The organism is Sedimentitalea sediminis, from assembly GCF_042687825.1.
Taxonomy (GTDB): domain Bacteria; phylum Pseudomonadota; class Alphaproteobacteria; order Rhodobacterales; family Rhodobacteraceae; genus Sedimentitalea.
This window is the reverse complement of the sequence record NZ_JBHUQE010000004.1, coordinates 92,146-118,943: the sequence shown is the minus strand read 5'-3', so window position 1 is coordinate 118,943 and position 26,798 is coordinate 92,146. Positions and strand designations below refer to the sequence as shown.

Genomic DNA, 26,798 nt, shown 5'->3' with positions numbered 1-26,798 from the left:
CGTATGCAGGCGGGTTTCCGACGTCATGAATTTCGCCGGGCCAATCTGGCCGCCTGACGGGCCGCCCGGCGCGCCTGTCGTTGCTGGCGGTTCAGTTTTTTGGCACCGCCGCCCCCGCCGGTCTTGGCGCTGCCGGGATCGGGGGCGGACGGATCGGCCCTGGACGACCGGTTGGACATCGCGTTCAGGCCGGCATTCACGCCCCTGCCGACGGCTCTGCGCATCAGCATGCGCAGCGCCATCTTGACGATCTGGTTCAGGTTCATCGCACTATTCCTCCGCGTCCGGTCGGGCCGCAAGCCATCAGTCTTCGAACAGCTCCGGCTGGCCAATCGCGGCCTCCGACTCCTCGTCATCCTCGTCGCGCCGGGTCAGTTGCACCGCCCCGGGGGGCGGGCGGTTTTCCAACAGACCGGCCGCGCGCAGTTCCTTCAGCCCAGGCAGATCGCGGGCGGTTTCCAACCCGAAATGATCCAGGAATTCCGAGGTCACGACAAAGGTCACGGGCCGGCCCGGAGTCATCTTGCGCCGCCCCAACCGAATCCATTCCATTTCCAGCAACTGGTCCACCGTGCCGCGGCTGACCGACACACCGCGGATTTCCTCGATCTCGGCCCGCGTCACCGGCTGGTGATAGGCGATGATCGCCAGCGTTTCGACGGCCGCGCGGCTCAGCTTGCGCGTCTCGACGGTCTCTTTCTGCATCAGGAACCCGAGATCCGCCGCAGTACGGATCGCCCAGGCATCGTTGACCTTGACCACCTGCACGCCGCGCCCCTCATAGCGTTTGCGCAGATGCACCAGCGCCTCGGCGGCGTCACACCCATGCGGCATGCGGCTTTCCAGATCGCGCACGGTCACCGGCGCGGCGCTGGCAAACAGCACCGCCTCGACCATGCGTTCCTGCTCGGCCATGGGCGGCGCCTGAAACAGGCTGTCGGTATTTTCCCGTGTCTCTTCTGTGTCTTGCGTCACGATCTTTCACTCTTCCTGCGCAGTTGAATGGGCGCGAAAGTCTCCGATTGGCGGATCTCCATGTGCCCCTCCTTGACCAGTTCCAGCGAGGCGGCAAAGGTCGCCGCCGTGGCCGAACGCAGACGCACCGGATCGCCGTCCCAGCCCTCGGGCATATAGGTGGTCAGGTCGGTCCAGGTGCCGGCAAAGCCGATCAACGGTCGCATCCGCTCCAGCGCCTGCTCCATGGTAAAGACCGAATCCCGATCCATCACAAAGGGGCGGAATTCGTCACGGGTGCGGATGCGCGCGTAGCCCTGCATCAGGTCCAGCAAGGTCGCCGTGTAGGTCACCGATTTGACCCGGGTGACATCCTGGGCCTGACCACGGGCGAAAAAGTCCCGCCCCAGCCGGTCGCGCCCCATCAGCCGCGCCGCCGCGTCCCGCATCGCCTGCAGCCGTTCCAGCTGGAACGCCAGATGCGCCGCCAGTTCCTCGCCGCTGGGACCCTCTTCGGTCGGGTCCGGCGGCAACAGCAGCCGCGATTTCAGAAACGCCAGCCAGGCCGCCATCACCAGATAGTCGGCGGCCAGTTCCAGGCGCAGTTCCTTGGCCTTTTCGACAAAGCCCAGATATTGCTGCGCCAGTTGCAGAACCGAGATCTTGCGCAAATCGACCTTTTGCGTGCGCGACAGGGTCAGCAGAACGTCCAGCGGCCCCTCGAACCCGTCGACATCGACGATCAGCGCCTCGGCGGCCATCCGTTCGGCCACCGACATCCTGTCCTCTTGAAACTGGTTTTCAGCCATACACCGATCCGCCCATGAGGCGGTGAAGGTCTGCCTCGCAGGCGCGAATGTCAAGATCGTCCGGCGCCTGCCGCGCCGCCAGCGCCGCCTCGGCGCGCCGGTGCGCCGACGGGGACATGTGCCCGGCCGCCTCGGCGACCTGCCTGCGCTCGGACAGGCTGCCGTTGCAATGCAGGACCACGTCGCACCCGGCATCAATGGCGGCGCGGCTGAGCGCGCCCAACGTGCCGCTCAGCGCCTTCATCGAGATGTCATCGGTCATGATCAGCCCGTCAAAACCGATCCGCTGGCGGATCAGCGCCATCATCGGCGGCGAGATCGTCGCGGGGCGCGGGTCGATCGCGTCATAGACCAGATGCGCCGTCATCCCCATCGGCAGATCGTTCAACGCGCGGAAAGGGGCGAAATCGGTGGCGTCCAGCGTCTCGGCATCGACAGCCACATGCGGCAGGTCGAAATGACTGTCCGCCGTGGCGCGACCATGGCCCGGAATATGTTTCAACACCGGCAAGACGCCGCCATCCAGCAATCCCTGTGCGACCGCACGCGCTAGTTCGGACACCTGTTCAGGGTGATCGCCATAGCAGCGGTTCTTCAGAAACGGATGGGTCTGCGGCCCGGCCAGATCGGCCATCGGCGCGCAGTTGCTGTCGATGCCCAACTGCCGCAGCTCGTCGGCGATCAGGCGATAGCGCAGATACATGGCGCGCGGCGCGTGGTCCCCGGCGCGGCTGACATGATCCAGCGGCGGCAGCCAGTCCCGGGCCAGCGGCGGGCGCAGGCGCTGTACCCGTCCGCCTTCCTGATCGATGGTGATCGGCGCGTCGCGCCCGACCGCCGCGCGCAGGTCGCCGCACAGGGCACGGATCTGGTCGGGCGTGTCCAGGTTGCGGGCAAACAGGATAAAGCCGAACGGATCGGCGTCGCGAAAGAACGCCGCCTCATCGGGGCTCAGCCGCAGCCCCTCGGCGTCCAGGATGGTGGCGCCAAAGGTCAACGCGTGGTGACCGGAATACAATCGGCGCGGGCCGCCACAAGCACCGAACAGAACCGGCGCGCCTCGCTGAGATCGGCAAAGCCCATGGCCCGCAGACGATAGAAGACACGCCCACCGCTGCTGGCGCGCTGGATCACCCGCGACTTATCCTCCATGTAATCGCCGAACCGGCCCGCCAGCCGGTCCCATTCCTGCCGCGCCACAGCGGCGCTTTCAAAGGCGCCAAGCTGCGCCAGCCGGGTGCCGACGGGCAGGCTGTCGGGGTCGATCTCGGCTGTGGCCCTGGCCGCGGCGGGCGTGGCGACAGCGGCAGTTCGCCGGGCATGTGCCGGGCGCGGGCGCGGGCGCAGCGACTGGGCCAGACCGGGGCCGGCCAGAACCGCCGGCACAATCTGTTCCCGGGCGGCCTGTTCCGCGGGGTCGTCCTGGGCGTTTTGCGGGGTCTGTTCCCCCGCTGCCGGCTGTTGCCGGGCCGTATCCAGTGCCGCGGGTTGCTCTATCCGCATGGCGGCCTGCACCACCGGGGCCTCTGTCTCTGGGCCAGCCAACATGCCGGACACCAGTTGATCGACCAGCGATTGCACCGAGCCGGATTTGACCTCGTCGACCGGGCCAGGGCCTGTTGCCAGGGCCGCTTTCGCGATGGGCCGGTCCTCATCGGTCAGATCGACCGGGCGCGGCGCCAGCATCAGCCGGTCCGCCGGAGCCTGGGCCGACCCCACGGCGGCCACCGCGTTGACGGCCAGCCCTTGATGGTCGGCCTCGCGCCCGCCCGGGTCCACGGGCTGCACCCGCATCGGCCCCTCGATGGCGCGCACCACCGGCACGCCGCTGACATCGCGCATCACCAGTTGATAGCCCCAGACACCGATCCCTGCAATCAGCGCCAGTGACGCCATTGCCCCCAATACGTTCAGCGCGGTGCCGATCGGAGCCGCCTCTTCTTTGGGATAGATCTCCTGTCTCTCCACGTCGTCCTGCGTGGAATCCGGTTCTGCCATGTCCGCCTCGCTGCCCTTTTGCGCGCAACGCGCGCCCTGGGTTCTCTTGTCTGCCTCGGGCCGGCGGTTCGGGCGGTTTTGCTACCGCATCTCCTGCGCCGGTGTGACCCCGAGAATACCAAGACCTGCGGAAATAACAACGGAAACGGCCCGCGCCAGCGCCATTTTTGCCTGGCTGGCCGCGACATCGTCCTGTTGCACAAAGCGAAGGCCGGTCTCGTCATTCCCGCGGTTCCACAGGGCGTGGAAATCGCCAGCCAGTTCATAAAGGTAAAACGCAACGCGGTGCGGTTCGTTGCTGCGCGCCGCGGTTTCGATCAGACGCGGCCATTCCGCCAGTTTTTTCGCCACGGCCAGTTCAGCAGCATGGTCCAGCCGCGCTAGGTCGGCGCCGGCCAGCGCCGCCATATCCGTTGCGATCTGGGCCTCGGCGGCGCGGCGCAGCAGGCTCATCACCCGGGCATGGGCGTATTGCACATAGAACACCGGGTTCTCGCGGGATTGTTCCAGCACCTTGTCGAAATCGAAATCCAGCGGCGCGTCATTCTTGCGGGTCAGCATGACAAAGCGGGTGACATCCGGGCCGACCTGATCGACCACATCGCGCAGGGTGACGAAATTGCCGGCCCGTTTGGACATCTTGAACGGTTCGCCGTTCTTGAACAGCCGCACCAGCTGGGTCAGCTTGATATCCAGCGGCACCTGCCCGTCAGACAGCGCCGAGACCGCCGCCTTCATGCGCTTGACATAGCCGCCGTGATCGGCGCCAAACACATCAATCAGCGCGTCAAAGCCTCTGGAAACCTTGTCATAATGATAAGCGATATCGGGGGCGAAATAGGTCCACCCGCCATCGGATTTCATGATCGGCCGATCCACGTCATCGCCATGCGCCGTCGAGCGGAACAGAGTCTGCTCGCGCGGCTCCCAATCCTCGGGCGTCTTGCCCTTGGGCGGCTCCAGCGTGCCGCGATAGATCAGCCCCTTGCCGCGCAGATCCTCGATCGCCGCCTCGATCTGACCGGTGCCATACAGAGATTTTTCGGAATAGAACACGTCCATCTCGACGCCCAGAGCCGCCAGATCGGCGCGGATCAGTTGCATCATCGCGCCGGTGGCGATATCGCGCAATTCCTCCAGCCAGACGCTTTCCGGCTGATCGACCCAGACGTCGCCCTTGTCGCGCGCCACCGCCTGGCCCACCGGGATCAGATAGTCGCCGGGATAGGTGCCGTCCTCGAACGCCACCTCCCGCCCCAGCGCTTCGAGATAACGCAGATAGACCGAGCGGGCCAGCACATCGACCTGGGCGCCGCCGTCGTTGATATAGTATTCGCGCGTGACGTCGTGGCCGGCATAATCCAGCAGACTGGCCAGCGCGTCGCCGAACACGGCGCCGCGGGTGTGACCCACATGCAACGGCCCGGTCGGATTGGCGCTGACATATTCGACATTGACGCGCCGCCCCTGCCCCATGGACGAGCGGCCGAAATCGGTGCCCGATTGCAATACATGGGCGATCACGCCCTGCCAGACCGCGGGCGCCAGCCGCAGATTCAGAAAACCGGGCCCGGCCACGTCGGCACTGGTGACGCGCGCATCCGCCGCCAGTTTCCCGGCCAGCACGGTGGCGATGTCGCGCGGCTTCATCCCGGCCGGTTTCGCCAGCACCATCGCGGCGTTGGTGGCCATGTCGCCATGCGCCGCATCGCGCGGCGGTTCGACCGCGACATTGGCAAAATCCAGCCCTGCGGGCAGCGCGCCCTGGGCCACCATTTCATCCAGGCTGTGCAGCACAAGCGTGCGAATATCGGCAAACAGGTTCATTTCGGCATCCTTCGGGCTTTGGCGCGGTTTATCACGCGCGCGGCGGCGGTCAACTGATGGCAGTGCCGTTGGACGCGGCGATCAGACGAAATCCGGCGGGCTGGCGGATTTTCCCGGCGCGATCAGGCGGGCATGTTCCTGCAGCGCAAAGCGGTCGGTCATGCCGGCGATGTAATCCGAAACGATCCGCGCCAGCCCGGTCTCGTCCCGGACCTCGTCAACATCCTTGCGCCACTGTTTCGGCAATTGCTCGGGATGGGCCATGAAATAGGGGAACAGCTCCTGAACGACACAGGTCACCTCGGCCCGCATCCGCACCACGCTGGGCGCCCGGTACATGCGTTCGAACAGAAACCCGCGGATCTCCTTGAGATCGGTAAAGACCGGGCGCGAGAACTGGATCATCGGACGCCCCGCCTGACGGATGTCGGCCACGCTTTGCGGCTTCAGAACCGCCAGGTTCTTGCGGGCGACGCCGATCACGTCCTCGACCAGAACGCCAAAGAACCGGCGCAGCGCCTCGTGCCGCCGCCGGTAATAGTTCAGCCCCGGATACAACGCATCGACGCGGGCGAAATTCTGGCGCAGGATCGGCAGTTCGGCCAGTTCGTCGGTCGAGAACAGCTCGGCCCGCAGCCCATCATGCAGATCGTGGTGGTTATAGGCGACATCGTCCGCGATCGCCGCCACCTGCGCCTCGGCGCTGGCATAGGTCTCAAGCTCGAGATCGTGATGCAGATTGTACCCGGACAAGGCCCAGGGGGTCGGTCGGGGCACCGGACCGTTGTGCTTGGCGATGCCTTCCAGCGTCTCCCAGGTCAGGTTCAGCCCGTCGAACTGGGCATAGTGGCGCTCCAGATCGGTCACGATGCGGATCGCCTGGGCGTTGTGATCGAACCCGCCAAAGGGCGCCATCAGCGCATGCAGCGCGTCCTCGCCGGTATGCCCAAATGGCGGATGGCCCAGATCATGCGCCAGCGCCACTGCCTCGGTCAGTTCGGCGTTCAGCCCCAGCGCACCGGCGATGGTGCGCGCCACCTGCGCCACCTCGATCGAATGGGTCAGCCGGGTGCGGTAATAGTCGCCCTCGTGCTCGATGAACACCTGGGTCTTGTGCTTGAGCCGGCGAAAGGCGCTGGCATGAATGATCCGGTCCCGGTCGCGCTGAAAACACGACCGGAAACTGCTTTCCTCTTCCGCCACCAGCCGTCCCCTGCTGTCTGCCGGATCCGAGGCAAAGGGCGCGCGCATTGCGTGTTATCCTTGTCGCCAGTCCTTGGGGTTTCTATATGATAGGTCGCAGGATATTGAAACCGCCCCGGAGTGCCTGACGATGCAACTGCCCCCGAAAGTCACCGACCGTGCCTTTGCCCGGCTGGCCGAAATCGGCGCCGCCGACCAGGGACAGGCCCTGCGCGTCGCCGTCGAGGGCGGCGGCTGTTCCGGGTTCCAGTACGAGATCGCGCTGGATCAGCCGACCGGCGACGACCTGGTGCTGGAGGGGCAAGGACAAAAAGTCGTAGTGGATTCCGTATCCCTGCCCTTTCTGGAAAATGCCGTGATCGATTTTACCGAAGAACTGATCGGCGCACGGTTCGTGGTGGAAAACCCCAATGCGACCTCGTCTTGCGGCTGCGGGACATCGTTTTCCCTTTAGATTTTCTTCTTTATATCTGAATCTTATCGCGCGGAATTCAACTGCAATCCGAAGTGTGGGCTACTGACTTGCCCCCGCGTCGCCGGCGCGGGCAAAGCTGGCAAAGAACGCCTCGAACCTGTCGCTGCTGTGCCGGGCTTCGCACAGGATGTCGCGGCCGATCTCGGTCAGGGCCGCTTCGATATGCGGTTGCATCGCCCGCCAGTCGGCGCGGCGCGCGTCCTGCAGCCGGTACAGGCAGACCGACATGTCGCGCAGCGGACCGGCATAGGATTTCACCCGCACAAACCCCATACGCCCGCTCCCGCCCGGGGTGTGGAACGCCTCGGCGCCACGCGCGGCCAGCAACCAGTTGCCGGTGAGATAGGTATGGTAATCGTCCGCAACATTGACCTGCTGACCGACCGGCAGTTGGAACCGCAGGGTTTCACGCCGCAGCCAGTTTTCCCAGATGTCGGACGGCACCAGTCCGGCATGGCGCATCGCAATGCAGATCTCGGCCAGCAAATCAGCGTTCTGGTCGAGATAGGCCAGCAAACCGGCAAATTCCAGAGATGTCGCTGCCTGTGGGGACAGTTGCGGATCGCGGCGCCCGTATTCGCCCAGATAGAACACCGCATGGGTCAGTTCATAGGCGGCTTTTTTGTCCGGCACCGCGAAACGTTCGGGGCGGCCGATGAAACGACGCACCCGGCTTTCAAGACCGCCATCGCCGGCAAACGGATCGACTCCACGCCGCAGCATCAACCGCCGCGCTTCGAGCCGCTGCAAATCGGACAGTTCTGACTCGGCCAGGCCCTGTTTCGCGACCGCGTCGATCAACGCCGCCGCAGTGTCGCCCGCCTGCCCCAGATCCTCGAGATCGAGGCAGATCGACAACAAAAACCGGTAGTACTGCGGAAAGAACGCCAGTCGTCTTTCGGCGCTCCGATAGAATGCGTCATGCGGCTGCAAGGCCCGTTCGGACAGTTTTTTCCCGGTGCATTCCAGAATATTCAACAGTTCAGCGTTTTCCTTCAGCCAGAACACATCATCCGGCAGCCGCCGAAACTGTGCGAAACTGTCGATCAGCGCATCAGGTCCGCTTGGCGTGGCGGACTTGCGGCGGGACGAAAGGGGCAGAGGGATGACATTGGACATGGGTTAATCCTGGGTGACCGGACGGCCCGTCACCCCTTCTCAGATCGCGAACCGGATCGACTTTCATCGTGTGTCGCAACAGCCTGTGTCACATCGGCGACACGCGCGGCGGGCGCGCTGCCCGAAGAAAACATTGCGGTTGCATCTCCGACCATAGCATCGCTATGACGTGCCGGACTGGAGCCTGAGGAGAACAGCGCCGTGCCGTCTCCGTCAAACATGCTGGCCTCGCCATCCGTGACGGTCGGGTTGCCAAATGTCATGAATATGCCCTGTCTGGTCATATGTGCTTTTCCACCTCCTCGAATTTCCACAATCAATAATCTGCATTCTTAGGTAGTTTGAAACGAAAAAATACCAGTACAGGTTGATTGACCTCGCGACAACCACTTTAATATTAATATCTAATTTACTGTGATTTATTCGTTTTCCAGACTATCTGGTTTGCGCGGAAAATTTGGGCAAATCATGTCGCACCGGGAAAATCGCGACAAAGGCTCGAATCAACCGGAAAATCGGCTCGAACCGGCGCTGCGCGCTCTGGCGCAGCAGGTTCCCTGCCGGCCTTGCCCTGCTGCGCCGCATCGGCGATAGATCGAACCCACGGCCGCAAACAGGGACCCGGGAATGAAAATCGCCACCTTCAACATCAACGGCATCAAAGCCCGGGCCCAGGCCCTGCCCGCATGGCTGGACGCGGCCCAGCCCGATGTGGTTTTGCTGCAAGAGATCAAATCGATCGACGCCAATTTTCCGCGCGAGCTGTTCGAGGATCGCGGCTACAACGTCGAAACCCACGGACAGAAATCGTTCAACGGCGTCGCGATCCTGTCGAAACTGCCACTCGAGGACGTCTCCCGCGGCCTGCCCGGCGACCCGGAGGACGAGCAGGCCCGCTGGATCGAGGCAACCATCGTCGGCAAACGGGCATTGCGGATATGCGGTCTGTATCTGCCGAATGGCAACCCGGCGCCGGGGCCGAAATACGACTATAAACTGGCCTGGATGAACCGCCTGCAGGATCGGGCGGCCCAACTGGTGGCCGGCGAGGAACCCGCCTTGATGGCCGGTGACTACAATATCATCCCTCAACCCGAAGACGCCAGAAAGCCCGACGCCTGGCGTCAGGACGCGCTGTTTCTGCCGGACAGCCGGGCCGCCTATCGGCGCATCGTGAACCTGGGCTTTACCGACGCGTTCCGTGCCCGCACCGCCGCCCCCGGCCACTATTCGTTCTGGGATTATCAGGCCGGCGCCTGGAACAAGGATAATGGCATCCGTATCGATCATTTCCTGTTGACGCCGCAAGCCGCGGACCTGTTGCAGGACTGCCAGATCGACAAGCATGTGCGCGGGCACGAGAAACCGTCCGATCACGTCCCGGTCTGGGTCGAGCTCAACCTTTGACCGCGTGCCGGCGGATCATCGGCGCGCAGCACCGGCCCCAGAGCGCCTATCCGGAATGTCGTGCGCGCGCAGCGCGCTCCGCCGGATCACGTCCCTGTCAGGATGTCACATCGTGGCCGTAGATCCAGTCGTAACGCGACGCCAGCCGCGGGCCGGCCAGGCGCAATAGCGCCTGCGCCCCCCATCGCTGCGGTCCCCTCAGGTGAAACCGGTGCGCATTGGCGGCAGCGGCCGCGACCACCCGCTGCGCCCGGGGCCGGCGCTGCGCCTGATAGCGGGCCAGACCGGACGGACCATCCGCCGCAAGGCAGGCCGCCAGCACCCAGGCATCTTCCAGCGCCAGACAGGCGCCTTGCGCCATAAACGGCAGGGTTGGATGCGCCGCGTCGCCCAACAGCGCCAATTGTCCCCTGTACCAGCGGGCGGCGACCGGATGCAGATACAACGCCCACAGATGCGGGCTCTGAACCTGTGCCAGCAAGGCTTCAACCGGGCCGCCAAATCTGGCAAACCGGGCGCGCATCTCGTCCGGGTCCCCCTTTAGACGCCAGCCTTCCTGCCTCCAGTCGTCGCGCTCTTCGACGGCGACGATGTTGACCAACTTGCCGCCCCGCAGCGGATAGGTCACCACATGCTGGCCCGGCGCCATGCTCAGGACCGCGCGGGCGGGTCCGGCCTGCCCCGGTCCCGGCACCAGCGCCCGCCAGGCGACCTGACGCGAAAAACGCGCACGCGCCGGTTCCTGCAGCACCTGCCGCGCCCGACTCTGGCCGCCATCCGCGGCGATGACCAGTCCGACCTGCCGCCGGCTGCCATCGCCCATGGTCAGCTGACACCCGTGCCTATCCACTGCGTAACCCGCCACCTCGGTGGCCAGCTCGATCGGCACGTTCAGGGCTTTTGCCCGTTCAACCAACAGCGCCAGCAGATCCGCGCGGTGAAAATACCAGGTCGGCCCGGCCTCTGGCGGCGGCATCCGCGTTACCAAACGTCCCCGCGCATGGTCGCGGATCTCGGTACCGGCCGATTGCACCGCCTGCGTCGGCTCTACTCCTGCCGCCCCCAAGGCGCGCAGCACGGCCATGCCGTTGGCGCTGATCTGCAGACCGGCACCGACCTCAGTCAGCGCCCCGGCCTGTTCCAGAACCCGCACCCGCATTCCGCGCTGCGCCAGCGCGACGGCCGCCGCGACGCCGCCGATCCCGGCCCCGATCACGTGAATTTCCGCCGCCATGGTCCCATCCTGCCTGAAAATGCAAAAAACGCCGCAGCATGTGCCGCGGCGCCCGCCCGTCCGTTCATCGCCTCGCGCCCTAAGACGTCAATCGTCGCGATGTACCTTTTCGCGCCGCTCGTGACGTTCCTGCGCTTCCAGGCTCATGGTGGCGATCGGACGCGCATCCAGGCGCCGCAGCGAAATCGGTTCGCCCGTGACTTCGCAATAGCCGTATTCACCCTCGTCGATCCGGCGCAGAGCGCTGTCGATCTTGGCGACCAGCTTGCGCTGGCGATCCCGGGTGCGCAACTCAAGCGCGCGGTCGGTCTCTTCGCTGGCCCGGTCCGCCACGTCGGGAATATTGCGGGTGCCGTCCTGCAATCCCTCGATGGTGTCGCGGCTGCCCGCCAGCAATTCGTGTTTCCAGTCCATCAGCTTGCGCCGGAAATATTCCAGCTGCCGCTCATTCATGAAAGGTTCGTCTTCTGCCGGGCGGTAATTGTCAGGCAGCGGAACATCCTGTTTCATTTTGCCTCCCTCGGATTGGCCAACTGTGTCTGTCAATTTCGCTTCCCTAGACATCTGGCTGCTCACTGCCGCAGCGTTTAGCTGACACATTTCAGATTGTCACTACACAATCCCGCCTTGTCTGGGCTAAAAGCGCGGCCAAGCGGATGCCCGAAGGGGCGTAACAGCAAAGGGTTGTAAAAGCATGAAATTTCAGGGCACCGAGGAATATGTCGCCACCGAAGATCTGAAGATCGCAGTTAACGCAGCGGTAACTTTGGAACGGCCGCTGCTGGTCAAGGGCGAGCCCGGCACCGGCAAGACCGAACTGGCGCGCCAGGTCGCCGGCGCCCTGGGCCTGCGGATGATCGAATGGAACGTCAAATCCACCACCCGCGCCCAGCAGGGTCTGTATGAATACGACGCCGTCAGCCGCCTGCGCGACAGTCAACTGGGCGAGGAAAAGGTGCATGATGTCCGCAACTACATCAAGAAAGGCAAGCTGTGGCAGGCCTTTGAAGCCGACGAAAAGGTCGTGCTGCTGATCGACGAGATCGACAAGGCCGATATCGAGTTCCCCAACGACCTGCTGCAGGAACTTGATAAAATGGAATTTTTCGTCTACGAGACCGGCGAGACCATCCACGCCCGCCAGCGTCCGATCGTCATCATCACCTCGAACAACGAAAAGGAACTGCCCGACGCGTTCCTGCGCCGCTGTTTCTTTCATTATATCCGCTTTCCCGACGAAGCCACCATGCGCAAGATCGTCGAGGTGCATCATCCGGGCATCAAGGAAAAGCTGTTGACCACGGCGCTGACCCAGTTTTACGAGCTGCGCGACACCAGCGGGCTCAAGAAAAAACCGTCAACCTCCGAAGTGCTGGACTGGCTGAAATTGCTGCTGGCAGAGGATCTGAGTGCCGAAGACCTCAAGCGCGACGGTGCCAACGCATTGCCGAAACTGCATGGCGCCCTGCTGAAAAACGAACAGGATGTGCATCTGTTCGAGCGCCTGGCCTTCATGGCGCGCGGCCAGCGCTGATCGCGCCGGACAATGCGGGGCGCGGCGGGCCAGTCCCGCCCGCGCGCCCATAGCAGATAAGACTTGAGCCTTGGTGCCGCCTCTGCCACCGTTCAGGACATGAGCCAGACCGCCAGTTGCACCCTACGCGCCCTGCGCCCCGAGGATCGGCCGCAATGGACCGAGATGTGGGCCGACTATCTGGCATTCTACAAAACCGATCTGCCGGTGGAAGTCTACGACAGCACCTTTGCCCGGCTCCTGGGCGACGATCCGCGCGATTTCAGCGCGCTGGTGGCCGAGCGCGACGGCCGGCTGGTCGGGCTGACCCACTTTCTGTTTCACCGCCACGCCTGGAAGATCGAAGAGGTCTGCTATCTGCAGGACCTCTATGCCCGCCCCGAAGCCCGCGGCACCGGCGTCGGACGCGCGCTGATCGAGGCGGTCTATGCCCGGGCCGATCGCCAGGGCGCGCCGACGGTCTATTGGCTGACACAGGATTTTAACGAAACCGCGCGCAAGCTGTATGACCGCATTGCGACGCTGACACCCTTTATCAAGTATCAACGCCCATGATCCGACCCGCCCTGTTCTCGATCACCCTGCTGCTGGCCGGCTGCGCGACGATGGCGCCGCAGGACACGCCGACGCGGGCCCAGATCGCCACGTCCAGCCTGCCGCCGATCAAGGGGTTCGGCCACGCGCGCCCCAGCCCTCCGATCCGCTCGAACGCCAATATCGCCGCCGATTTCCTGTCGCTGCATTTCCAGCTGGAAAGCGGCCGCAGCCTGCCGGTCTTTACCCGTTTTGAAACGCCCATATCGGTGCGCGTCGCCGGGCAGCCGCCGGCCAGTCTGGTGCCCGATCTGCGGCGCCTTCTGTTGCGGCTGCAACGCGAGGCCGGGATCGACATCCGCTATGTCGATGACCCGGCCGCCAACATCACCATCCAGGCGGTCAGCCGGGCCGAGATTCGCCGCGCCCTGCCCCAGGCCGCCTGTTTCGTGGTTCCCAACGTCTCTGACCTGGACGATTTCCGCCGCAAGCGCCGCAGCCCCGATACCAACTGGTCGGTGCTGCAGTCGCGCCGGAAACTGGCCATCTTCCTACCGCATGACTCCAGCCCGCAGGAAATCCGCGATTGCCTGCACGAGGAACTGGCTCAGGCGATCGGCCCGCTGAACGATCTCTACCGGCTGCCGGATTCGGTGTTCAACGACGACAACGTGCACACGGTGCTGACCGGGTTCGACATGTTGATCCTGCGCGCCACCTACGCGCCGGAACTGTACAGCGGCATGTCCAAATCCGAGGTAGCAACCGAACTGCCCGACATTCTGGCACGGATCAATCCGCGCGGCGAGCGCCTGCCGGCCCAGGCGATTTCGGCGACTCCGCGCGACTGGATTGCCTCGGTACAGACCGCTTTGGGCCCGGGCAGCGATGCCGCGCGGCGGCGCGACGCGGCCCAGTCGGCCGCGGCCACAGCCCAGCGCATGGGCTGGCAGGACCATCGCCGGGCCTTTGGCTATTACATGCTGGGCCGGATGACCCAGACGCACGATCCGGAACTGGCGCAGACATATTACGACAGCGCTCTGAGCTATCTGCGTCAAACTCCGGGCACCGAACTGCACCGCGCCTATATCGCCACTCAGACCGCCGCCTATGCCATCGCCCAGGGCGACGGGGCACGGGCACTGCGTCAGATCGATCCCTATCTGGATGTTGCCGCACGGTCGGAAAACGCCGCCCTGCTGGCGACCCTGATGCTGCTCAAGGCCGAGGCGCTGGACTTGACCGGCCAGAGCAGCGCAGCGCGCAGCGTCAGGCTGGACAGTCTGGGTTGGGCAAGATACGGCTTTGGCTCGGATTGGGCCGTGCGGGCCAAGATGCAGGAGATCGCATCGCTGAACCCGCAGGTCAGAGGCAAAAGCTAGTCGAACGGGTGGACGGTCATGATCGTGATCGCGGGTGTTATCTTTGGGGCCATACTGGGCGGACTGACCGCCAGGCGGCGCGGCGGCAAGCCGGCGGATATCGCGCAATATGCCGTCGCTTCGGGCATGGCCTGCGGCATCGTCGCGATGATCGTCACGGTCCTGCTGCACCGGCTGGCGGTGTAGGCCGATGTTCCTGCCCTTTTTTGAAAACCTGCGGAAATCCGGCGTTCCGGTCAGCCTGCGCGAATACCTGACCTTTCTGCAGGCGATGCTGTCCGGCCTGGCGACTTATGACGTCGAGGCGTTCTATTACCTCGCGCGCTCTGCGATGGTGAAGGACGAGCGCAACATCGACAAGTTCGACCGCGCCTTTGCCGCCAGCTTCAAGGGGCTCGAACAGATCAGTCTGGGTCAGGTCATGGAGGCCGTGGACATCCCCGGCGACTGGCTGAAAAAGATGGCCGAAAAGCACCTGACCGACGCGGAAAAGGCCGAGATCGAAGCCCTGGGCGGGTTCGAAAAACTGATGGAGACGCTGCGCGAGCGGCTGGCCGAACAGCAAGGCCGGCACCAGGGCGGCAACAAGTGGATCGGCACCGCCGGCACCAGCCCGTTTGGCGCCTATGGCTACAATCCCGAGGGCGTGCGCATCGGTCAGAAGGAAAGCCGCCACCAGCGCGCGGTCAAGGTCTGGGACAAGCGCGAGTTCAAGAACCTCGACGACACGGTCGAACTGGGCACCCGCAACATCAAGGTGGCACTGAAACGCCTGCGCCGCTGGGCCCGCGAGGGCGCGGCTGACGAGCTGGACCTGGATGGCACCATCCGCGCCACCGCCGAGCATGGCTATCTGGACGTGAAAACCCGCCCCGAACGGCACAATGCGGTCAAGGTGGTGCTGTTTCTCGATATCGGCGGCAGCATGGACCCCCATGTGAAGGTGGTCGAAGAGCTGTTCTCGGCCGCCCGCAGCGAATTCAAGCACCTGGAATATTACTATTTCCACAATTGTCTGTATGAAGGTGTCTGGCGCGACAACCGGCGGCGCTGGGACGCCCAGACCCCGACGCATGAGGTGTTGCGCACCTATGGCCCGGATTACAAATGCATCTTTGTCGGGGATGCCAGCATGTCGCCCTATGAGATCGCCTATCCGGGCGGCGCCAACGAACACTGGAACGCCGAGGCCGGCCAGGTCTGGTTGCAGCGCGCCCGTGAACAATGGGCCAGCCATCTGTGGATCAACCCGGTGCCGGAAAAATACTGGCAATACACCCATTCGATCCAGATGATCCGCGAGATTTTCGAGGACCGCATGGTGCCGATGACCCTGTCGGGTCTTGAACAGGGCATGCGCGACCTGACCCGCTGACCCGCCGCGGCGTCGGGTTTCGGGGTTTGACCCCGGCCACCTTAGCCCCCATATCGGAACCATGCTCAAGTTCACGCCCATCCTGCTGGCCATTCTCTATGCGCTGGCGATGTATCGGATTTCGGTCTGGCGCACCGGCCGCGAGCTGGACACCCGCTCGACCGAGCTGGCCGATCCCCGGCTGAAACATCTGACCGACCGGCTGGCGGCGGCGCTGGGGCTGGCACGGATTCCGGTCTATATATACGAAATCGACCCGGTGAACGGGCTGGCAGCGCCGGACGGGCGCATTTTCATCACCCGCGGTTTCTATCGCAAGTTCCAGAACGGCGATGTCACCGGCGAGGAGATGGCCAGTGTTATCGCCCACGAACTGGGCCATGTGGCGCTGGGACATGCACGCCGGCGCATGATCGACTTTTCCGGCCAGAACGCCCTGCGCACCGCACTGATGATGGTGCTGGGCCGGTTCATCCCATTCTTTGGTGTCTGGATCGCCAACATGCTGACATCCCTGCTGGCCGCCGGCCTGTCCCGGTCGGACGAATACGAGGCCGACGCCTATGCCGCCGCCCTGCTGACCAAATCCGGAATCGGCGTCAGCCCGCAAAAGTCGCTGTTTCGCAAGCTGGACGCCCTGACCCAACAGCGCGCCGGCATGGCACCGGCCTGGCTGATGAGCCACCCAAAGACCGACCAGCGCATCGCCGCGCTGGAAAAACTGGAGGCGCAGTGGGCCGCGCCGGACTGACCCGGACCGCCCCCCGGCACCGCCTCGGCGGCGGGTTTCAGGCGGACAGGGCCTTGGCCAGGCGCGGCAGCCGCGCCTTCTTCAGCAGGGGGCGCATCTGCCACTGGCTGCCGGACAGGACATTGGCCTGAACCAGCACCCGGTCGGCCACCTGCGAGATGCTGGCGGGCGCCTGTTGCCAGAGGCGAAACAGATAGCCGTCAGGATCAAGGCGCTGCAGGCCTTCTTCGGCCAGGGTCTGGCGCGGAAAATCTTTTGCATTCAGAGTCATGATCGCATCGGCCGAGCTGGCGACCGCCACCGCCAGAACGTGCAGATCGGCCGGATCGGGCAGCCATAGCCGCGCCTCGAGACCCGGTGCGGGCGGCTGTTCGGCCTCGGGCCAGCTGGCGCGCAGCAGGGCGATTTCGGCCCCGGCCTGCGCCTCTCCCTCGGGGCCCAGCTTGACCGCCGCGCGGGCCCATTCCTGCAGGATACGGGCCGACCACAGCGGCGCGAAATGCCCGGCCCGCGCCGCGCCCAGAACCATTTCGCGCATCACCGTCGGATACAGGACACAGGTGTCGATGACGATCTTCACAGGCGATAGAACAGCGCTTTGAGATAGCCGCTTTCGGCCAGTTGCGGCAATTGCGGGTGATCCGCACCGGCAAAGCCGGTATGGATCAGCTGCGCCGCCCGTCCGGCCCGGCCGATGCCGCGCGTACAAGCAGCGCGGAACCGCGCCAGATCGGCGGCATGCGAGCACGAGCACAACCCGAGAAACCCGCCCGGCGCGACCAGCGGCGCGGCCAGCCGGGCCACCCGCTCATAGGCGCGCAGTCCCGCCTCCAGCGCCGGTTTCGCCGGTGCAAAGGCCGGCGGATCGCAGATCACCACGTCAAACACCGCCCCCTCGGACTGCAGCGCGCTCAACACTTCGAACGCATCGCCCTGCCGCGTCGCGAACCGGTCGACGATGCCGCTGGCCACCGCGCCGCGTTCGGCCAGCGCCAAAGCGGCGGCCGAACCATCCACTGCGACAGCAGATGCGGCCCCCTGCGCCAGCGCCGCCAGGGCAAAGCCGCCGACATGGGAAAACACGTCCAGCACCCGCCCCCCCTTGCCCAACTGCGCGGCAAAGCCATGGTTGGGGCGCTGATCATAGAACAGCCCGGTCTTCTGCCCGCCGGTCAGATCGGCCATGTAGGTCGCACCATTCATCGGCACCGCAACCGCGTCTGCGGGGGCCGTGCCGCACAGAACACCGGAAATGTCGTCCAGACCTTCCAGCGCGCGGGTACGGCCGCCGGCATTCTTCAGCACATGCGCGACGCCGGTGACCGCGACCAACGCCTCGGCGAGCGTGCCCAGATGCGCCTCGGCCCAGGCGGCGTTGGGCTGCACCGCGCAGATGTCGCCAAAGCGGTCGATCACCACCCCCGGCAGGCCATCGGCCTCGGCATGCACCAGCCGGTAGAACGGCGCGTCATACAGCCGGTCTCGCAGCGACAGCGCGCGCGCGATGCGGGCAGCGAACCAGTCGCGATCCAGCACGGCCGCCGGATCGCGGTCGAGCATCCGGCAAATGATACGCGAGTCGGGATTGACCGCGACCAGCCCCAGCGCCGAACGGTTTTCATCCTCAAGTATCGCCAGCGTGCCCGGCTGCAGCGCGCGGGTGCGCCGATCGGTGACCAGGTCGCTGGCATAGACCCAGGGAAAACCGTGGCGTAACCCGCGGGCATTGGTTTTGGGTTTCAGGCGGACGCGGGGGCGATCGATATCGGCAGGGACATATGTCATGCGGCACTCATAGCCACATCGCCGGAGCGGGGAAAGGTCCGCCGCGCCGGCGGCCCGGGTCGGGGTCAGTTGCGCGGGCGCGACCGCCAGCCACCGCGCCGGCGCGGCGTCGCGACCGACGTCAGCCCGTCGCGCAGCACCTGCGTCATGGGATGATCGGGCATCGACGCGCCATGCTGCGCCAGCAAGGCGCGCAGCGCCGTCGCGGTTTCAGCGCCCGCGGGCAGGCTCAGCGCCCAGTCCAGAAAGATCGACCGGCATTCCGCCGCCGTGATGCAGTCGATCCGATAGGCCTCGCGGATCAGCCCCTTGGGGTCGGTCTGGTATGCCGCCGTCATCGCTGATCCGCCTGCAGGCGCAACGCCGTCTCGATCACTTCGGCCGCTTGCGCATAACTGCGCTGCAGGGCGGCCTGCAGGGTCTCGATCCGGTCGACGCCGGTGGTCCGGCACAGAAAGGCCGACCCGCCCTCGCCCATCGCCGTTGCATCCAGAGTTTTGCCTGACAACAGCCGCGCCGCCGTCTGCACCGACCAGAACAGGTCATAGCAGTCGCGCAACGCGTCTGCCTGGGTCTGGTTCAGCAGGCCGCAACTCACCCCGCCCGCAATCCCGCCATGCACATCCCGCTCGGCCGAACCGGCCAGCAGAGCGCCGGTCTGGGCCAGCAGTTCGATATCCTGCATCCGCCCGGGGCCGATCTTGGCATCCCACAGGCTGGCCGGCGATTTCGCGGCGGCAATCCGCGCGCGCATGTCGATGACCTCGCGCAGCACGTGCCCGCGTTCACGCGGCTTGCGCAATATGGTCTGCCGGAACGTTTCGATGTCCTGTGCAAGACTGTCCTCACCGGCCACCACGCGGGCGCGGGTCAGGGCCAGGTGCTCCCAGACCCAGGCCTCGTTCTGCTGATAGTTCCGGAAACTGGCCCAGCTGGTGGCCACCGGCCCCTGGGTGCCCGAGGGGCGCAGCCGCATATCGACCTCGTATAGCCGCCCCTCGGCCATCGGTGCGGTCAGCGCGGTGATCAGCGCCTGCGTCAGGCGGGCATAGTAGAGCCGGGTCGCCAGCGGGCGCCGCCCTTCGGACGTTTCGGCATCCTGCGGATCATAGATCACGATCACGTCCAGGTCGGACATGGCGTTCAGCCGCGCCGCGCCCAGCGATCCCATGCCCAGCACCGCCGCACCGCGCCCCGGCGGCGGGCCGTGCTTGGCGGCGAACTGCGCCGTCACCACGGGGCAGAGCGCGGTGATCACCGCCTGGGCCAGATCGGTATATTGACCGCTGCAGGTGACCGCGTCGATCAATCCGCGCAGGTGGTGCACGCCGATGCGGAAGTGCCATTCCTTGGTCCAGCGCCGGGCGGCGTCCAGCTGGCGCTCGTAATCCTGTTCCGCGGCCAGGATGCCGGCCAGTTCGGCGCTCAGCACTTCCGGCCCCGGCCAGTCGGCGAAAAAGTCGCCGCCGATCACCGCATCAAACACCCCGGCATTGCGCGACAGATGGCTGGCCAGCGCCGGCGAGGTGCCGACGATGTCCACCAAAAGGTCGATCAGCTGGGTATTGGCCTCGAACAGCGAGAACAGCTGCACCCCCGCCGGCAGACCGGCCAAAAAGCCGTCCAGCGCCATCAGTGCCTGATCAGGATGTTCCGTCCGCGCCAGCCGCGCCAGCAGTTCGGGACGCAGGCGTTCGAATATCTGTGCCGCCCGCTGCGAGCGCAGCGCCGGGTAGGTTGGCCAGCGTGCAAGAATGCCGGCATCGAATTCCGACGGTTCCGGCCCGCGCGGCTGTGGCGCGGCGTCCGGGGCAAAGAACCCCTCGGTCAGGTCGTGGACTTCGGTCAGGCGGGTCTTGAGATCGGCAAGCAGCGCCGCCGCATCGGTGCCCATCAGACAGGCGATGCGGTCGATCCCTTCGGCCGATTGCGGCAGCCGATGGGTCTGGGCGTCATTGACCATCTGAATCCGGTGCTCGACCTCGCGATGAGACCGGTAATGCGCGCTGAGCCGGTCGGTGACCTCTTGCGGCACCCAGCCCTTGTCGGCCAGCGCCGCCAGCCCGGGCACGGTCTCGCGCTGCCGCAACCCGGTGTCGCGCCCGCCGGCGATCAGCTGCCGGGTCTGGGTAAAGAACTCGATCTCGCGGATACCGCCGCGCCCCAGCTTCATGTCGTGCCCCGGCACCACCAGCGCACCGCCCAGCCCCTTGTTCTCGCGAATGCGCAGGCGCATGTCATGGGCGTCCTGAATGGCGGCGAAATCCAGATGCCGACGCCAGACAAAGGGGGTCAGCGTCTTGAGAAACCGCGCCCCGGCATCGAGGTCCCCGGCGCAGGGACGGGCCTTGATATAGGCGGCGCGTTCCCAGGTGCGGCCCAGGCTTTCGTAATAGCGTTCTGCCGCCTCGGTGGCCATGCAGACCGGTGTCACGGCCGGGTCGGGCCGCAACCGCAGATCGGTGCGAAAGACATAGCCCTCGGCGGTGCGGTCGCTGAGGATGCTGCACATGTTGCGGGTGGCGCGCACCATGCCCTGGCGCGCCTCGAAAAAATCGTCGGTTTCGAACCGGGTCTCGTCAAACAGGCAGATCAGGTCGATATCCGAGGAATAGTTCAGCTCATGCGCGCCCATCTTGCCCATGGCCAGCACAATCAACCCGCCGGCCGTGGCGACGTCGTCGGCGGTCTGGCCGGGCAGTTTCCTGCGCCGGATCAGGTTTGCGATCTCGGCCTTGATCGCCACGTCGCAGGCCAGTCCGCCAAAATCGGTCAGCACCCCGGTGACCCGTTCCAGCGGCCAGGCGCCGGACAGGTCGGCCAGTGCGGTGATCAGCGCCACCCGGCGCTTGGCCTGGCGCAGCCCGGATTTCAATCGGTCGGGCGGCAGCTCGGCAATTTCGGCAAAGCACGCGTCGATGCAGGCGTCCGGATCGTCAAGGGCGGCAACCAGCCAGTCGGCCTCGGACTCGATCAGCCCTTTCAGGAACGGGCTGGACCCGCCCGCGCCGGCGATCAGTTGTGCCAGATCGCCATCGGCTGCGGGCACCGCCGCGCAGGCTTCGGCCCCCAGATCGGGGTCATAGGGTCGTGGCAGGCGGGTGATGGCGCGGATCAGTGACATGTGGGCAGACTGGAACCGGGCGCGGCAATGGTCAATGCGTCATGCTGGGAAACCGGTGCTTGCGGCGCGGGGATTTGCGCATCGGGGACCGGAAGAAAACTGCAAAGGAAAACCGCCTGCCGGAAGAGTTCCTCCGGCAGGCGGCGATGGTTTGTCTGTAGCCTGGGGCCGCGCGGTCAGCGGGCCTCGGTGGAAAGCCCCTTCATGATTGCCCAGCACATCATCAGCAACACCACGGTAAAGGGCAGACCGGTCGAAATCACCATGGCCTGCAAAGCGGCCAGCCCGCCGCCCAGCAGCAGCACGATGGCGACTGCACCTTCGAAGATGCACCAGAACACCCGCTGCGGCACCGGCGCATCGACCTTGCCGCCGGCGGTGATCGTGTCGATCACCAGCGACCCGGAGTCCGAAGAGGTGACAAAGAACACCACCACCAGGACGATACCGACGAACGAAGTGATCGAGCTTAGCGGCAGTTCGCCCAGCATTTTGAACAGCTTCAGCTCCAGCGGTGCGTCCTGCGCCCCGGTAAAGCCGTCAACGATCACCTGCTGGATCGCGGTGCCGCCGAACACGCTCATCCACAACACGCAGACCAGCGACGGAATCAACAGCACGCAGATCACGAATTCGCGCACCGAGCGGCCGCGGCTGACGCGGGCGATGAACATGCCGACAAAGGGCGACCAGCTGATCCACCAGGCCCAGTAGAACGCCGTCCAGCCCTGGCTGAAGTTAACGTCCTCGCGGCCGAACGGATTGGACAGCGCCGGCAGGTACTGCACATAGGCCATCAGGCTGTCGGCAAAGCCGGTCAGGATCGCCAGTGTCGGGCCGACCAGCAACACGAAGAAAAGCAGCAGAAAGGCCAGCCCCATGTTCAGTTCGGACAGCACCTTGACGCCGCCATCCAGCCCGCGCACCACCGACACCAGCGCCACGGCGGTGATCGCGGTGATCAGCACGACCTCGGTGGTGGCCCCGACCGGTACGCCGAACAATTCGTTCAGCCCGGCATTGGCCTGGGTGGCGCCGAAACCCAGCGAGGTGGCCAGCCCAAAGAGCGTGGCAAACACCGCCAGCGTGTCGATCACATGGCCGGTCCAGCCCCAGACCCGTTCGCCAAAGATCGGGTAGAACGCCGAGCGGATGGTCAGCGGCAGGCCCTTGTTATAGGTGAACAGCGCCAGGGCCAGCGCCACGATGGCATAGATCGCCCAAGGGTGCAGACCCCAGTGATAGATCGTCGCGGCCATGCCCAGACGCACCGATTCAGCCTGATCGCCCGCGGCGGCCCCCAAGGGGGCCCAGTCGGTGCGTGCGCCGCCTTCGGCCGAGGTACCGCCGAACGCGGTCGAGAAATGGCTCATTGGTTCGGACACGCCATAGAACATCAACCCGATGCCCATGCCGGCGGCAAACAGCATCGCGAACCACCCGATATACGAGTAATCCGGGCTCGCATCCTTGCCACCCAGACGCACGCTGCCCCAGGGCGAGACGATCAGGAACAGGCAGAACAGAACGAAAATGTCCGCCGATGCCAGAAAGAACCAGTCAAAATTGGTCGTGACCGCCGGCCGCAACCAGCCGAACAGTGCGGCGGATTGTTCCGGCAGGGCCAGCGCGTAAAAGACAAAGGCGACGATGGACGCGCCCGAGACCAGAAAGACCGGGTTGTGAATGTCGAAACCGAACGGTCCCACCGCCCCTTCGACGTTGTCCTGGCCAATCTCGTATTCCGTATCGATAATATCCGAGTCGCCCTCGGGTTCAGGTATTCCCTGATTTGTCGTGTTTTCGGTCATGCTGACCTCCCGTTGAATTTTGTCTGCCGCGATGCCCCGCGTGTCGCGGGGTCGGCGTCAATCCTCTTCGCGTACGATCAGCACCGAGACCCCGGCATGTTGCGCCATCCGGCCCCCATGCGAGGGAAACAGATAGTCGGCCATGCCCGGCACATGGCTGGCCATGACCACCAGATCGGCGCCGATCTCTTCGCGCGCCTTGAGCAGGTCATGATCCATATCGACCGCCGGGTCGTGGCTGATGATGGTGTGCGATGTGACCCTGTGGCCGTGCCGCTGGCCCTCGCCCTTGGCGAATTCATCGAGCTTGCCAGCGAATTCCTGCGGGTTATGCGCCGCCGGCCCCGGTGTCGATGCGGTGACAGCGACATAGCAGGTTTCCGCCTGATACAGCCCGGCCATGTCCGCAGCCACTTGCAGGGCCCGTTGCAATTTGGTCGCGTGAACCAGGTCCACCGGCACCATGATCTTCTTGAACACGGATGATTTCCTCCCTGTTGCCAGTATCTTGCTGCTCCGGGCCGCTGTCGGCCCAGGCAAGCAGGCAAGGACGTCGCCTTGCCGTTCCGCCCGAAAAGGCGATGTTGTGCCGTTCAGCCTAGCGGTAGGGAAGCAGTGCACGCAACCCGACGGCGACGGTTATTCGCCCGGTTGCGACGCCAGGGCAGTTTGCCGCAATGCAGCGGGAGTGACAGCGACGCGCCCGGTGGCGGACGCGCCTTCCTGACGGATCAGGCGTTCACGTCGACCACGATGCGGCCCTTGACCTGGCCTTTCAGGATGTCCGCCCCCAATTGCGGCAAATCGCCCAGGGTTGCCGGTTGAACCATGGCCTCCAGCTTGTCCATCGGCAGATCGCTTGCGATCCGCTGCCAGGCGCGCAGCCGGTTGTCATAAGGCTGCATCACGCTGTCTATACCCAACAGGTTGACCCCGCGCAGGATGAACGGCGTGATCAGTGCGCCGTCGATGGCAGCGCCACCGGCAAGGCCGATGGCCGCGACCGAGGTGCCGTATTTCATCTGCTTGAGCACGCGGCCCAGCATGGCCCCGGCAACCGCATCCACACAGCCCGCCCACAATTCACTTTCCAGCGGTTTGCGGGTGACTTCGGTCAACGCGTCACGGGCAACGATCTGCGTCGCCCCGAGGCTGCGCAGATACTCCTCTTGCTCAGGACGCCCGGTAACCGCTGCCACCTCGTGGCCCAGATTGGCCAGAATTGCGGTCGCCACCGAGCCGACCCCGCCCGCGGCTCCGGTCACCAGAACCGGCCCGTGCCCCGACTGCAGGCCGTGATCCTCCAGCGCCATGACTGCCAGCATCGCGGTAATCCCGGCCGTGCCCACCGCCATCGCCTGACGGGTGGTCAAGCCCGCCGGCAGGGGCACCAGCCAGTCGGCCCTTACCCGCGCCTTTTGCGAATACCCACCCCAATGGGCCTCGCCGACGCGCCAACCTGTCAGCACGACCTTGTCGCCGGCCTGATAGCGGTCGTCGCTCGACGTCTCGACGGTGCCGGCGAAATCGATGCCCGGAATATGCGGGTATTTCCGCACCAGACCGCCACCCGGCCCGATGCACAGGCCGTCCTTGTAGTTGACCGTCGAGTATTCGACCGCCACCGTCACTTCGCCATCGGGCAGATCGTTCAGATCCATCTGCTGTACCGCGGCGCTGGTCTTGCCGCTCTCTTCGTCCTTGTTCACCACCAATGCATCGAACATTTCCATCTCCTTATTGTTTTGTTCGACCACGCTGAATGCATGGTCTCGGTTCCTTGTTTCCGACGCAGCCCTGCCGGCGGTTCAGCGCCAGAATTTCGGCTGAATCACCGCCGCGCGCATCCCGTGTCCGGTCTCGACCTCCAGCCGGTTTCCCGGGTCCCAATGTCCGGCATCGATCATGCCGATCGCGACATTGGTCCGAAATTCCGGCGACCAGACCGCCGAAGCGATCTGTCCGACCCGGCGTCCGCCGCGCAGCACCGACCAGAGGCCGGTGCAGGCGCCGATCTCGCCCTCGATTGCGATGGGACGGATCTGGCGCGCCGGCCCGCGCCGGGCCTCGGCCATCAGCGCCGCCTTGCCGACATAATCGTCCGGCGCGTTGCAAAACCGGCCCAGCCCGCATTCATGGGGCGTGTTTTCGCGGCGCATGTCGCTGCCATAGCTGAGCAGTCCGCTTTCGATACGTTCGATATTGTTCGGGCAACCGGCACGGACGTTGAGATCCTGACCGGCCTCCATCAGCGCCTGCCACAGCGGCATGCCCAGATCGCTGCCTTGAAGATAGATCTCGAACCCGCCCTGCTTGGACCAGCCCGACCGGGCCACCACCATCTCGCGGCCCTGGAACGGCAGGCGCTTGTAGCGAAAGAAGCAGATATCGCGTACCGTGTCGCCAAACACCCGCGCCATCAGGTCGTCGGCCTTGGGCCCCTGCACCGCCAGCGGCGAAACATCGGGCTCTTCGATCTGCACCTCCATGCCATGCGCCACCGCCAGCCCGAGCGCCCATTGCAGCAAATCGCCATCCGCCAGGCTGAGCCAATAGTGATCCGCCGCCAGCTTGACCGCCACCGGATCGTTCAGCATTCCGCCATGGTGATCGACACAGGGCACGTAATAGCATTGGTCATCGGCCATCCGGCCCATGTCACGCGGCGAGATCAGCCGCATCAGCCGCAGCGCATCCGGACCCTGAATGCTGACCTGCCGCTCGCAGGACACATCCCAGATCTGCACATGCTGTTTCAGATGCGCGCAATCGGCCTCGAGGCTTTCAAACACCGTCGGCAACAGCATGTGGTTGTAGACCGTATAGGATTTGACCCCGGCGGCTTCGACCCCGGGGGTGAATGGCGTGGTACGCACGCGACGCGAACCTGTGATCGTCGGCATCAGCTATCCTCGGGCATAAAGGCCAGATCGCTGACCGGGGCTGTCAGCCCGGCCGCAGTCATCATCGCATGAACCTGACCCCGGTGATGGGTCTGGTGGTTGAACATATGCACGACGCATTGCGCCAGCGGTCGGCTGACCTGACGCCCGGCGGCACCGGAATACCAGGTCAATGGCCCTGCGAGGTCGATGGCCTTGACCTTGCCGGCCCATAGCCGGATGCGGCCGTCCATGCGAAACCGCGCTGCGCTCCAGGCGTCCAGTGTCAAATTCCGATCGGTGCTGTCCTTGATACCGCCCTCGGGCGCCGGACCACCGTCAAACCGCGACATCCACATCTGATCACCCCACAGGATGTGATCCAGCGTGCCCAGGATCGACCCGAAAAACCCACCCCTGTCGCGCCGCAGTTCCTGCGGCGTCAGCGGCATCAGCAACTGGGCCAACTGACCGTTCTGCCAGGCGTTGTAGCGCGCCATCATTCCGCAATAGTCCGGGCCAATCATCGGACAGACCTGTCCCGGCCTGTCCCACGCCTCGGGCACCGGCCGTCCGGACATGTGGGAAATT

Annotated in this window: 27 protein-coding genes; 8 read left to right on the top strand and 19 right to left on the bottom strand. The window is 65.0% G+C overall.

Going from position 1 to position 26,798, the window contains the following annotated elements; all coding sequences use genetic code 11:
* Positions 1 to 23 precede the first annotated feature (23 nt).
* From ACFMPD_RS05285 to ACFMPD_RS05255, 7 genes are all read right to left on the bottom strand, one after another.
* Positions 24 to 266: a hypothetical protein gene (locus ACFMPD_RS05285; protein ID WP_380992544.1), complete on the bottom strand. Its 243-nt coding sequence runs from the start codon at positions 264 to 266 to the stop codon at positions 24 to 26.
* A gap of 37 nt (positions 267 to 303) precedes the next feature.
* Positions 304 to 915 (bottom strand): SMC-Scp complex subunit ScpB, encoded by a 612-nt coding sequence (gene scpB, locus ACFMPD_RS05280; RefSeq protein WP_380992707.1) that lies wholly within the window; start codon positions 913 to 915, stop codon positions 304 to 306.
* Between the two features lie 56 nt (positions 916 to 971).
* The gene (locus tag ACFMPD_RS05275) at positions 972 to 1,763 is read right to left on the bottom strand and encodes a segregation and condensation protein A (protein ID WP_380992542.1); all 792 of its coding nucleotides are present in this window, start codon (positions 1,761 to 1,763) and stop codon (positions 972 to 974) included.
* Positions 1,756 to 2,760 (bottom strand): beta-N-acetylhexosaminidase, encoded by a 1,005-nt coding sequence (nagZ, locus tag ACFMPD_RS05270; protein WP_380992540.1) that lies wholly within the window; start codon positions 2,758 to 2,760, stop codon positions 1,756 to 1,758. Before nagZ ends, ACFMPD_RS05275 begins: the two co-directional genes overlap by 8 nt.
* Positions 2,757 to 3,761 carry an SPOR domain-containing protein gene (locus ACFMPD_RS05265; RefSeq protein WP_380992538.1) on the bottom strand — a complete coding sequence of 335 codons (1,005 nt, stop codon included), beginning with the start codon at positions 3,759 to 3,761 and terminating at the stop codon, positions 2,757 to 2,759. Before ACFMPD_RS05265 ends, nagZ begins: the two co-directional genes overlap by 4 nt.
* A gap of 81 nt (positions 3,762 to 3,842) precedes the next feature.
* Positions 3,843 to 5,588: an arginine--tRNA ligase gene (argS, locus tag ACFMPD_RS05260; protein WP_380992536.1), complete on the bottom strand. Its 1,746-nt coding sequence runs from the start codon at positions 5,586 to 5,588 to the stop codon at positions 3,843 to 3,845.
* An 81-nt stretch (positions 5,589 to 5,669) separates the two neighbouring features.
* The gene (locus tag ACFMPD_RS05255) at positions 5,670 to 6,839 is read right to left on the bottom strand and encodes a deoxyguanosinetriphosphate triphosphohydrolase (RefSeq protein ID WP_380992534.1); all 1,170 of its coding nucleotides are present in this window, start codon (positions 6,837 to 6,839) and stop codon (positions 5,670 to 5,672) included.
* An 82-nt stretch (positions 6,840 to 6,921) separates the two neighbouring features.
* Between ACFMPD_RS05255 and ACFMPD_RS05250 the strand changes: the two genes are divergently transcribed.
* Complete coding sequence (locus ACFMPD_RS05250) at positions 6,922 to 7,245, top strand: HesB/IscA family protein (protein WP_380992532.1); 324 nt, start codon at positions 6,922 to 6,924, stop codon at positions 7,243 to 7,245.
* Positions 7,246 to 7,305: 60 nt separating this feature from the next.
* Here the strand turns inward: ACFMPD_RS05250 and ACFMPD_RS05245 are convergent, their stop codons facing one another.
* The gene (locus ACFMPD_RS05245; protein WP_380992530.1) at positions 7,306 to 8,385 is read right to left on the bottom strand and encodes a DUF6902 family protein; all 1,080 of its coding nucleotides are present in this window, start codon (positions 8,383 to 8,385) and stop codon (positions 7,306 to 7,308) included.
* A 627-nt stretch (positions 8,386 to 9,012) separates the two neighbouring features.
* Between ACFMPD_RS05245 and xth the strand changes: the two genes are divergently transcribed.
* Positions 9,013 to 9,792, top strand: coding sequence for an exodeoxyribonuclease III (gene xth / locus ACFMPD_RS05240; RefSeq protein WP_380992528.1), 780 nt, complete (start codon positions 9,013 to 9,015; stop codon positions 9,790 to 9,792).
* A gap of 97 nt (positions 9,793 to 9,889) precedes the next feature.
* On the opposite strand, the gene ACFMPD_RS05235 is transcribed toward xth, so the two are convergent.
* Positions 9,890 to 11,026 (bottom strand): FAD-dependent monooxygenase, encoded by a 1,137-nt coding sequence (locus ACFMPD_RS05235; RefSeq protein ID WP_380992526.1) that lies wholly within the window; start codon positions 11,024 to 11,026, stop codon positions 9,890 to 9,892.
* Between the two features lie 87 nt (positions 11,027 to 11,113).
* On the bottom strand, positions 11,114 to 11,536 hold the full coding sequence (gene dksA, locus ACFMPD_RS05230; RefSeq protein WP_380992524.1) for an RNA polymerase-binding protein DksA: 423 nt from the start codon (positions 11,534 to 11,536) through the stop codon (positions 11,114 to 11,116).
* A 184-nt stretch (positions 11,537 to 11,720) separates the two neighbouring features.
* On the opposite strand from dksA, the gene ACFMPD_RS05225 reads away from it, so the two are divergent.
* The 6 genes from ACFMPD_RS05225 to ACFMPD_RS05200 all read left to right on the top strand — a co-directional run bounded on the left by ACFMPD_RS05225 (position 11,721) and on the right by ACFMPD_RS05200 (position 16,605).
* Positions 11,721 to 12,560: an AAA family ATPase gene (locus tag ACFMPD_RS05225; RefSeq protein WP_380992522.1), complete on the top strand. Its 840-nt coding sequence runs from the start codon at positions 11,721 to 11,723 to the stop codon at positions 12,558 to 12,560.
* Between the two features lie 99 nt (positions 12,561 to 12,659).
* Entirely contained in the window at positions 12,660 to 13,115 is a 456-nt protein-coding gene (locus tag ACFMPD_RS05220) for a GNAT family N-acetyltransferase (RefSeq protein ID WP_380992520.1), read from the top strand.
* Positions 13,112 to 14,479, top strand: coding sequence for a DUF2927 domain-containing protein (locus ACFMPD_RS05215; RefSeq protein WP_380992519.1), 1,368 nt, complete (start codon positions 13,112 to 13,114; stop codon positions 14,477 to 14,479). The genes ACFMPD_RS05220 and ACFMPD_RS05215 overlap by 4 nt, the downstream gene beginning before the upstream one ends.
* Before the next feature lie 18 nt (positions 14,480 to 14,497).
* Positions 14,498 to 14,665, top strand: a complete 168-nt coding sequence (locus tag ACFMPD_RS05210; protein WP_380992517.1) for an apolipoprotein acyltransferase — start codon at positions 14,498 to 14,500, stop codon at positions 14,663 to 14,665.
* Positions 14,666 to 14,669: 4 nt separating this feature from the next.
* Entirely contained in the window at positions 14,670 to 15,854 is a 1,185-nt protein-coding gene (locus ACFMPD_RS05205; RefSeq protein WP_380992515.1) for a vWA domain-containing protein, read from the top strand.
* Positions 15,855 to 15,915: 61 nt separating this feature from the next.
* The gene (locus tag ACFMPD_RS05200) at positions 15,916 to 16,605 is read left to right on the top strand and encodes a M48 family metalloprotease (RefSeq protein ID WP_380992513.1); all 690 of its coding nucleotides are present in this window, start codon (positions 15,916 to 15,918) and stop codon (positions 16,603 to 16,605) included.
* 37 nt (positions 16,606 to 16,642) lie between these two features.
* Here the strand turns inward: ACFMPD_RS05200 and ACFMPD_RS05195 are convergent, their stop codons facing one another.
* From ACFMPD_RS05195 to ACFMPD_RS05155, 9 genes are all read right to left on the bottom strand, one after another.
* The gene (locus ACFMPD_RS05195) at positions 16,643 to 17,185 is read right to left on the bottom strand and encodes an RSP_2648 family PIN domain-containing protein (protein ID WP_380992511.1); all 543 of its coding nucleotides are present in this window, start codon (positions 17,183 to 17,185) and stop codon (positions 16,643 to 16,645) included.
* Positions 17,182 to 18,390: an RSP_2647 family RNA methyltransferase gene (locus ACFMPD_RS05190; RefSeq protein ID WP_380992509.1), complete on the bottom strand. Its 1,209-nt coding sequence runs from the start codon at positions 18,388 to 18,390 to the stop codon at positions 17,182 to 17,184. The genes ACFMPD_RS05195 and ACFMPD_RS05190 overlap by 4 nt, the downstream gene beginning before the upstream one ends.
* Positions 18,391 to 18,455: 65 nt before the next feature.
* Positions 18,456 to 18,728: a hypothetical protein gene (locus ACFMPD_RS05185; RefSeq protein WP_380992507.1), complete on the bottom strand. Its 273-nt coding sequence runs from the start codon at positions 18,726 to 18,728 to the stop codon at positions 18,456 to 18,458.
* The gene (locus ACFMPD_RS05180) at positions 18,725 to 21,514 is read right to left on the bottom strand and encodes a [protein-PII] uridylyltransferase family protein (RefSeq protein WP_380992505.1); all 2,790 of its coding nucleotides are present in this window, start codon (positions 21,512 to 21,514) and stop codon (positions 18,725 to 18,727) included. The genes ACFMPD_RS05185 and ACFMPD_RS05180 overlap by 4 nt, the downstream gene beginning before the upstream one ends.
* Before the next feature lie 176 nt (positions 21,515 to 21,690).
* Complete coding sequence (locus ACFMPD_RS05175) at positions 21,691 to 23,325, bottom strand: BCCT family transporter (RefSeq protein WP_380992503.1); 1,635 nt, start codon at positions 23,323 to 23,325, stop codon at positions 21,691 to 21,693.
* Positions 23,326 to 23,382: 57 nt separating this feature from the next.
* The gene (locus ACFMPD_RS05170; RefSeq protein WP_380992501.1) at positions 23,383 to 23,805 is read right to left on the bottom strand and encodes a universal stress protein; all 423 of its coding nucleotides are present in this window, start codon (positions 23,803 to 23,805) and stop codon (positions 23,383 to 23,385) included.
* A 251-nt stretch (positions 23,806 to 24,056) separates the two neighbouring features.
* A complete protein-coding gene (gene acuI / locus ACFMPD_RS05165) occupies positions 24,057 to 25,052 on the bottom strand; it encodes an acryloyl-CoA reductase (RefSeq protein WP_380992499.1) in 996 nt (331 codons plus the stop codon).
* A gap of 81 nt (positions 25,053 to 25,133) precedes the next feature.
* Entirely contained in the window at positions 25,134 to 26,228 is a 1,095-nt protein-coding gene (locus ACFMPD_RS05160; RefSeq protein ID WP_380992497.1) for a dimethylsulfoniopropionate demethylase, read from the bottom strand.
* Positions 26,228 to 26,788, bottom strand: coding sequence for a DinB family protein (locus ACFMPD_RS05155; protein WP_380992495.1), 561 nt, complete (start codon positions 26,786 to 26,788; stop codon positions 26,228 to 26,230). Before ACFMPD_RS05155 ends, ACFMPD_RS05160 begins: the two co-directional genes overlap by 1 nt.
* Positions 26,789 to 26,798: the final 10 nt, after the last annotated feature.

Coding starts and splice junctions, on each gene's coding strand:
- ACFMPD_RS05175 (WP_380992503.1), bottom strand. CDS start 23,325: ATGACCGAAAACACGACAAATCAGGGAATACCTGAACCCGAGGGCGAC.
- scpB (WP_380992707.1), bottom strand. CDS start 915: ATGGCCGAGCAGGAACGCATGGTCGAGGCGGTGCTGTTTGCCAGCGCC.
- xth (WP_380992528.1), top strand. CDS start 9,013: ATGAAAATCGCCACCTTCAACATCAACGGCATCAAAGCCCGGGCCCAG.
- ACFMPD_RS05255 (WP_380992534.1), bottom strand. CDS start 6,839: ATGCGCGCGCCCTTTGCCTCGGATCCGGCAGACAGCAGGGGACGGCTG.
- dksA (WP_380992524.1), bottom strand. CDS start 11,536: ATGAAACAGGATGTTCCGCTGCCTGACAATTACCGCCCGGCAGAAGAC.
- ACFMPD_RS05160 (WP_380992497.1), bottom strand. CDS start 26,228: ATGCCGACGATCACAGGTTCGCGTCGCGTGCGTACCACGCCATTCACC.
- ACFMPD_RS05190 (WP_380992509.1), bottom strand. CDS start 18,390: ATGACATATGTCCCTGCCGATATCGATCGCCCCCGCGTCCGCCTGAAA.
- ACFMPD_RS05250 (WP_380992532.1), top strand. CDS start 6,922: ATGCAACTGCCCCCGAAAGTCACCGACCGTGCCTTTGCCCGGCTGGCC.
- acuI (WP_380992499.1), bottom strand. CDS start 25,052: ATGTTCGATGCATTGGTGGTGAACAAGGACGAAGAGAGCGGCAAGACC.
- ACFMPD_RS05275 (WP_380992542.1), bottom strand. CDS start 1,763: ATGGCTGAAAACCAGTTTCAAGAGGACAGGATGTCGGTGGCCGAACGG.
- ACFMPD_RS05235 (WP_380992526.1), bottom strand. CDS start 11,026: ATGGCGGCGGAAATTCACGTGATCGGGGCCGGGATCGGCGGCGTCGCG.
- ACFMPD_RS05265 (WP_380992538.1), bottom strand. CDS start 3,761: ATGGCAGAACCGGATTCCACGCAGGACGACGTGGAGAGACAGGAGATC.
- ACFMPD_RS05215 (WP_380992519.1), top strand. CDS start 13,112: ATGATCCGACCCGCCCTGTTCTCGATCACCCTGCTGCTGGCCGGCTGC.
- ACFMPD_RS05210 (WP_380992517.1), top strand. CDS start 14,498: ATGATCGTGATCGCGGGTGTTATCTTTGGGGCCATACTGGGCGGACTG.
- ACFMPD_RS05205 (WP_380992515.1), top strand. CDS start 14,670: ATGTTCCTGCCCTTTTTTGAAAACCTGCGGAAATCCGGCGTTCCGGTC.
- ACFMPD_RS05180 (WP_380992505.1), bottom strand. CDS start 21,514: ATGTCACTGATCCGCGCCATCACCCGCCTGCCACGACCCTATGACCCC.
- ACFMPD_RS05225 (WP_380992522.1), top strand. CDS start 11,721: ATGAAATTTCAGGGCACCGAGGAATATGTCGCCACCGAAGATCTGAAG.
- argS (WP_380992536.1), bottom strand. CDS start 5,588: ATGAACCTGTTTGCCGATATTCGCACGCTTGTGCTGCACAGCCTGGAT.
- ACFMPD_RS05285 (WP_380992544.1), bottom strand. CDS start 266: ATGAACCTGAACCAGATCGTCAAGATGGCGCTGCGCATGCTGATGCGC.
- ACFMPD_RS05200 (WP_380992513.1), top strand. CDS start 15,916: ATGCTCAAGTTCACGCCCATCCTGCTGGCCATTCTCTATGCGCTGGCG.
- ACFMPD_RS05220 (WP_380992520.1), top strand. CDS start 12,660: ATGAGCCAGACCGCCAGTTGCACCCTACGCGCCCTGCGCCCCGAGGAT.
- ACFMPD_RS05155 (WP_380992495.1), bottom strand. CDS start 26,788: ATGTCCGGACGGCCGGTGCCCGAGGCGTGGGACAGGCCGGGACAGGTC.
- ACFMPD_RS05245 (WP_380992530.1), bottom strand. CDS start 8,385: ATGTCCAATGTCATCCCTCTGCCCCTTTCGTCCCGCCGCAAGTCCGCC.
- ACFMPD_RS05185 (WP_380992507.1), bottom strand. CDS start 18,728: ATGACGGCGGCATACCAGACCGACCCCAAGGGGCTGATCCGCGAGGCC.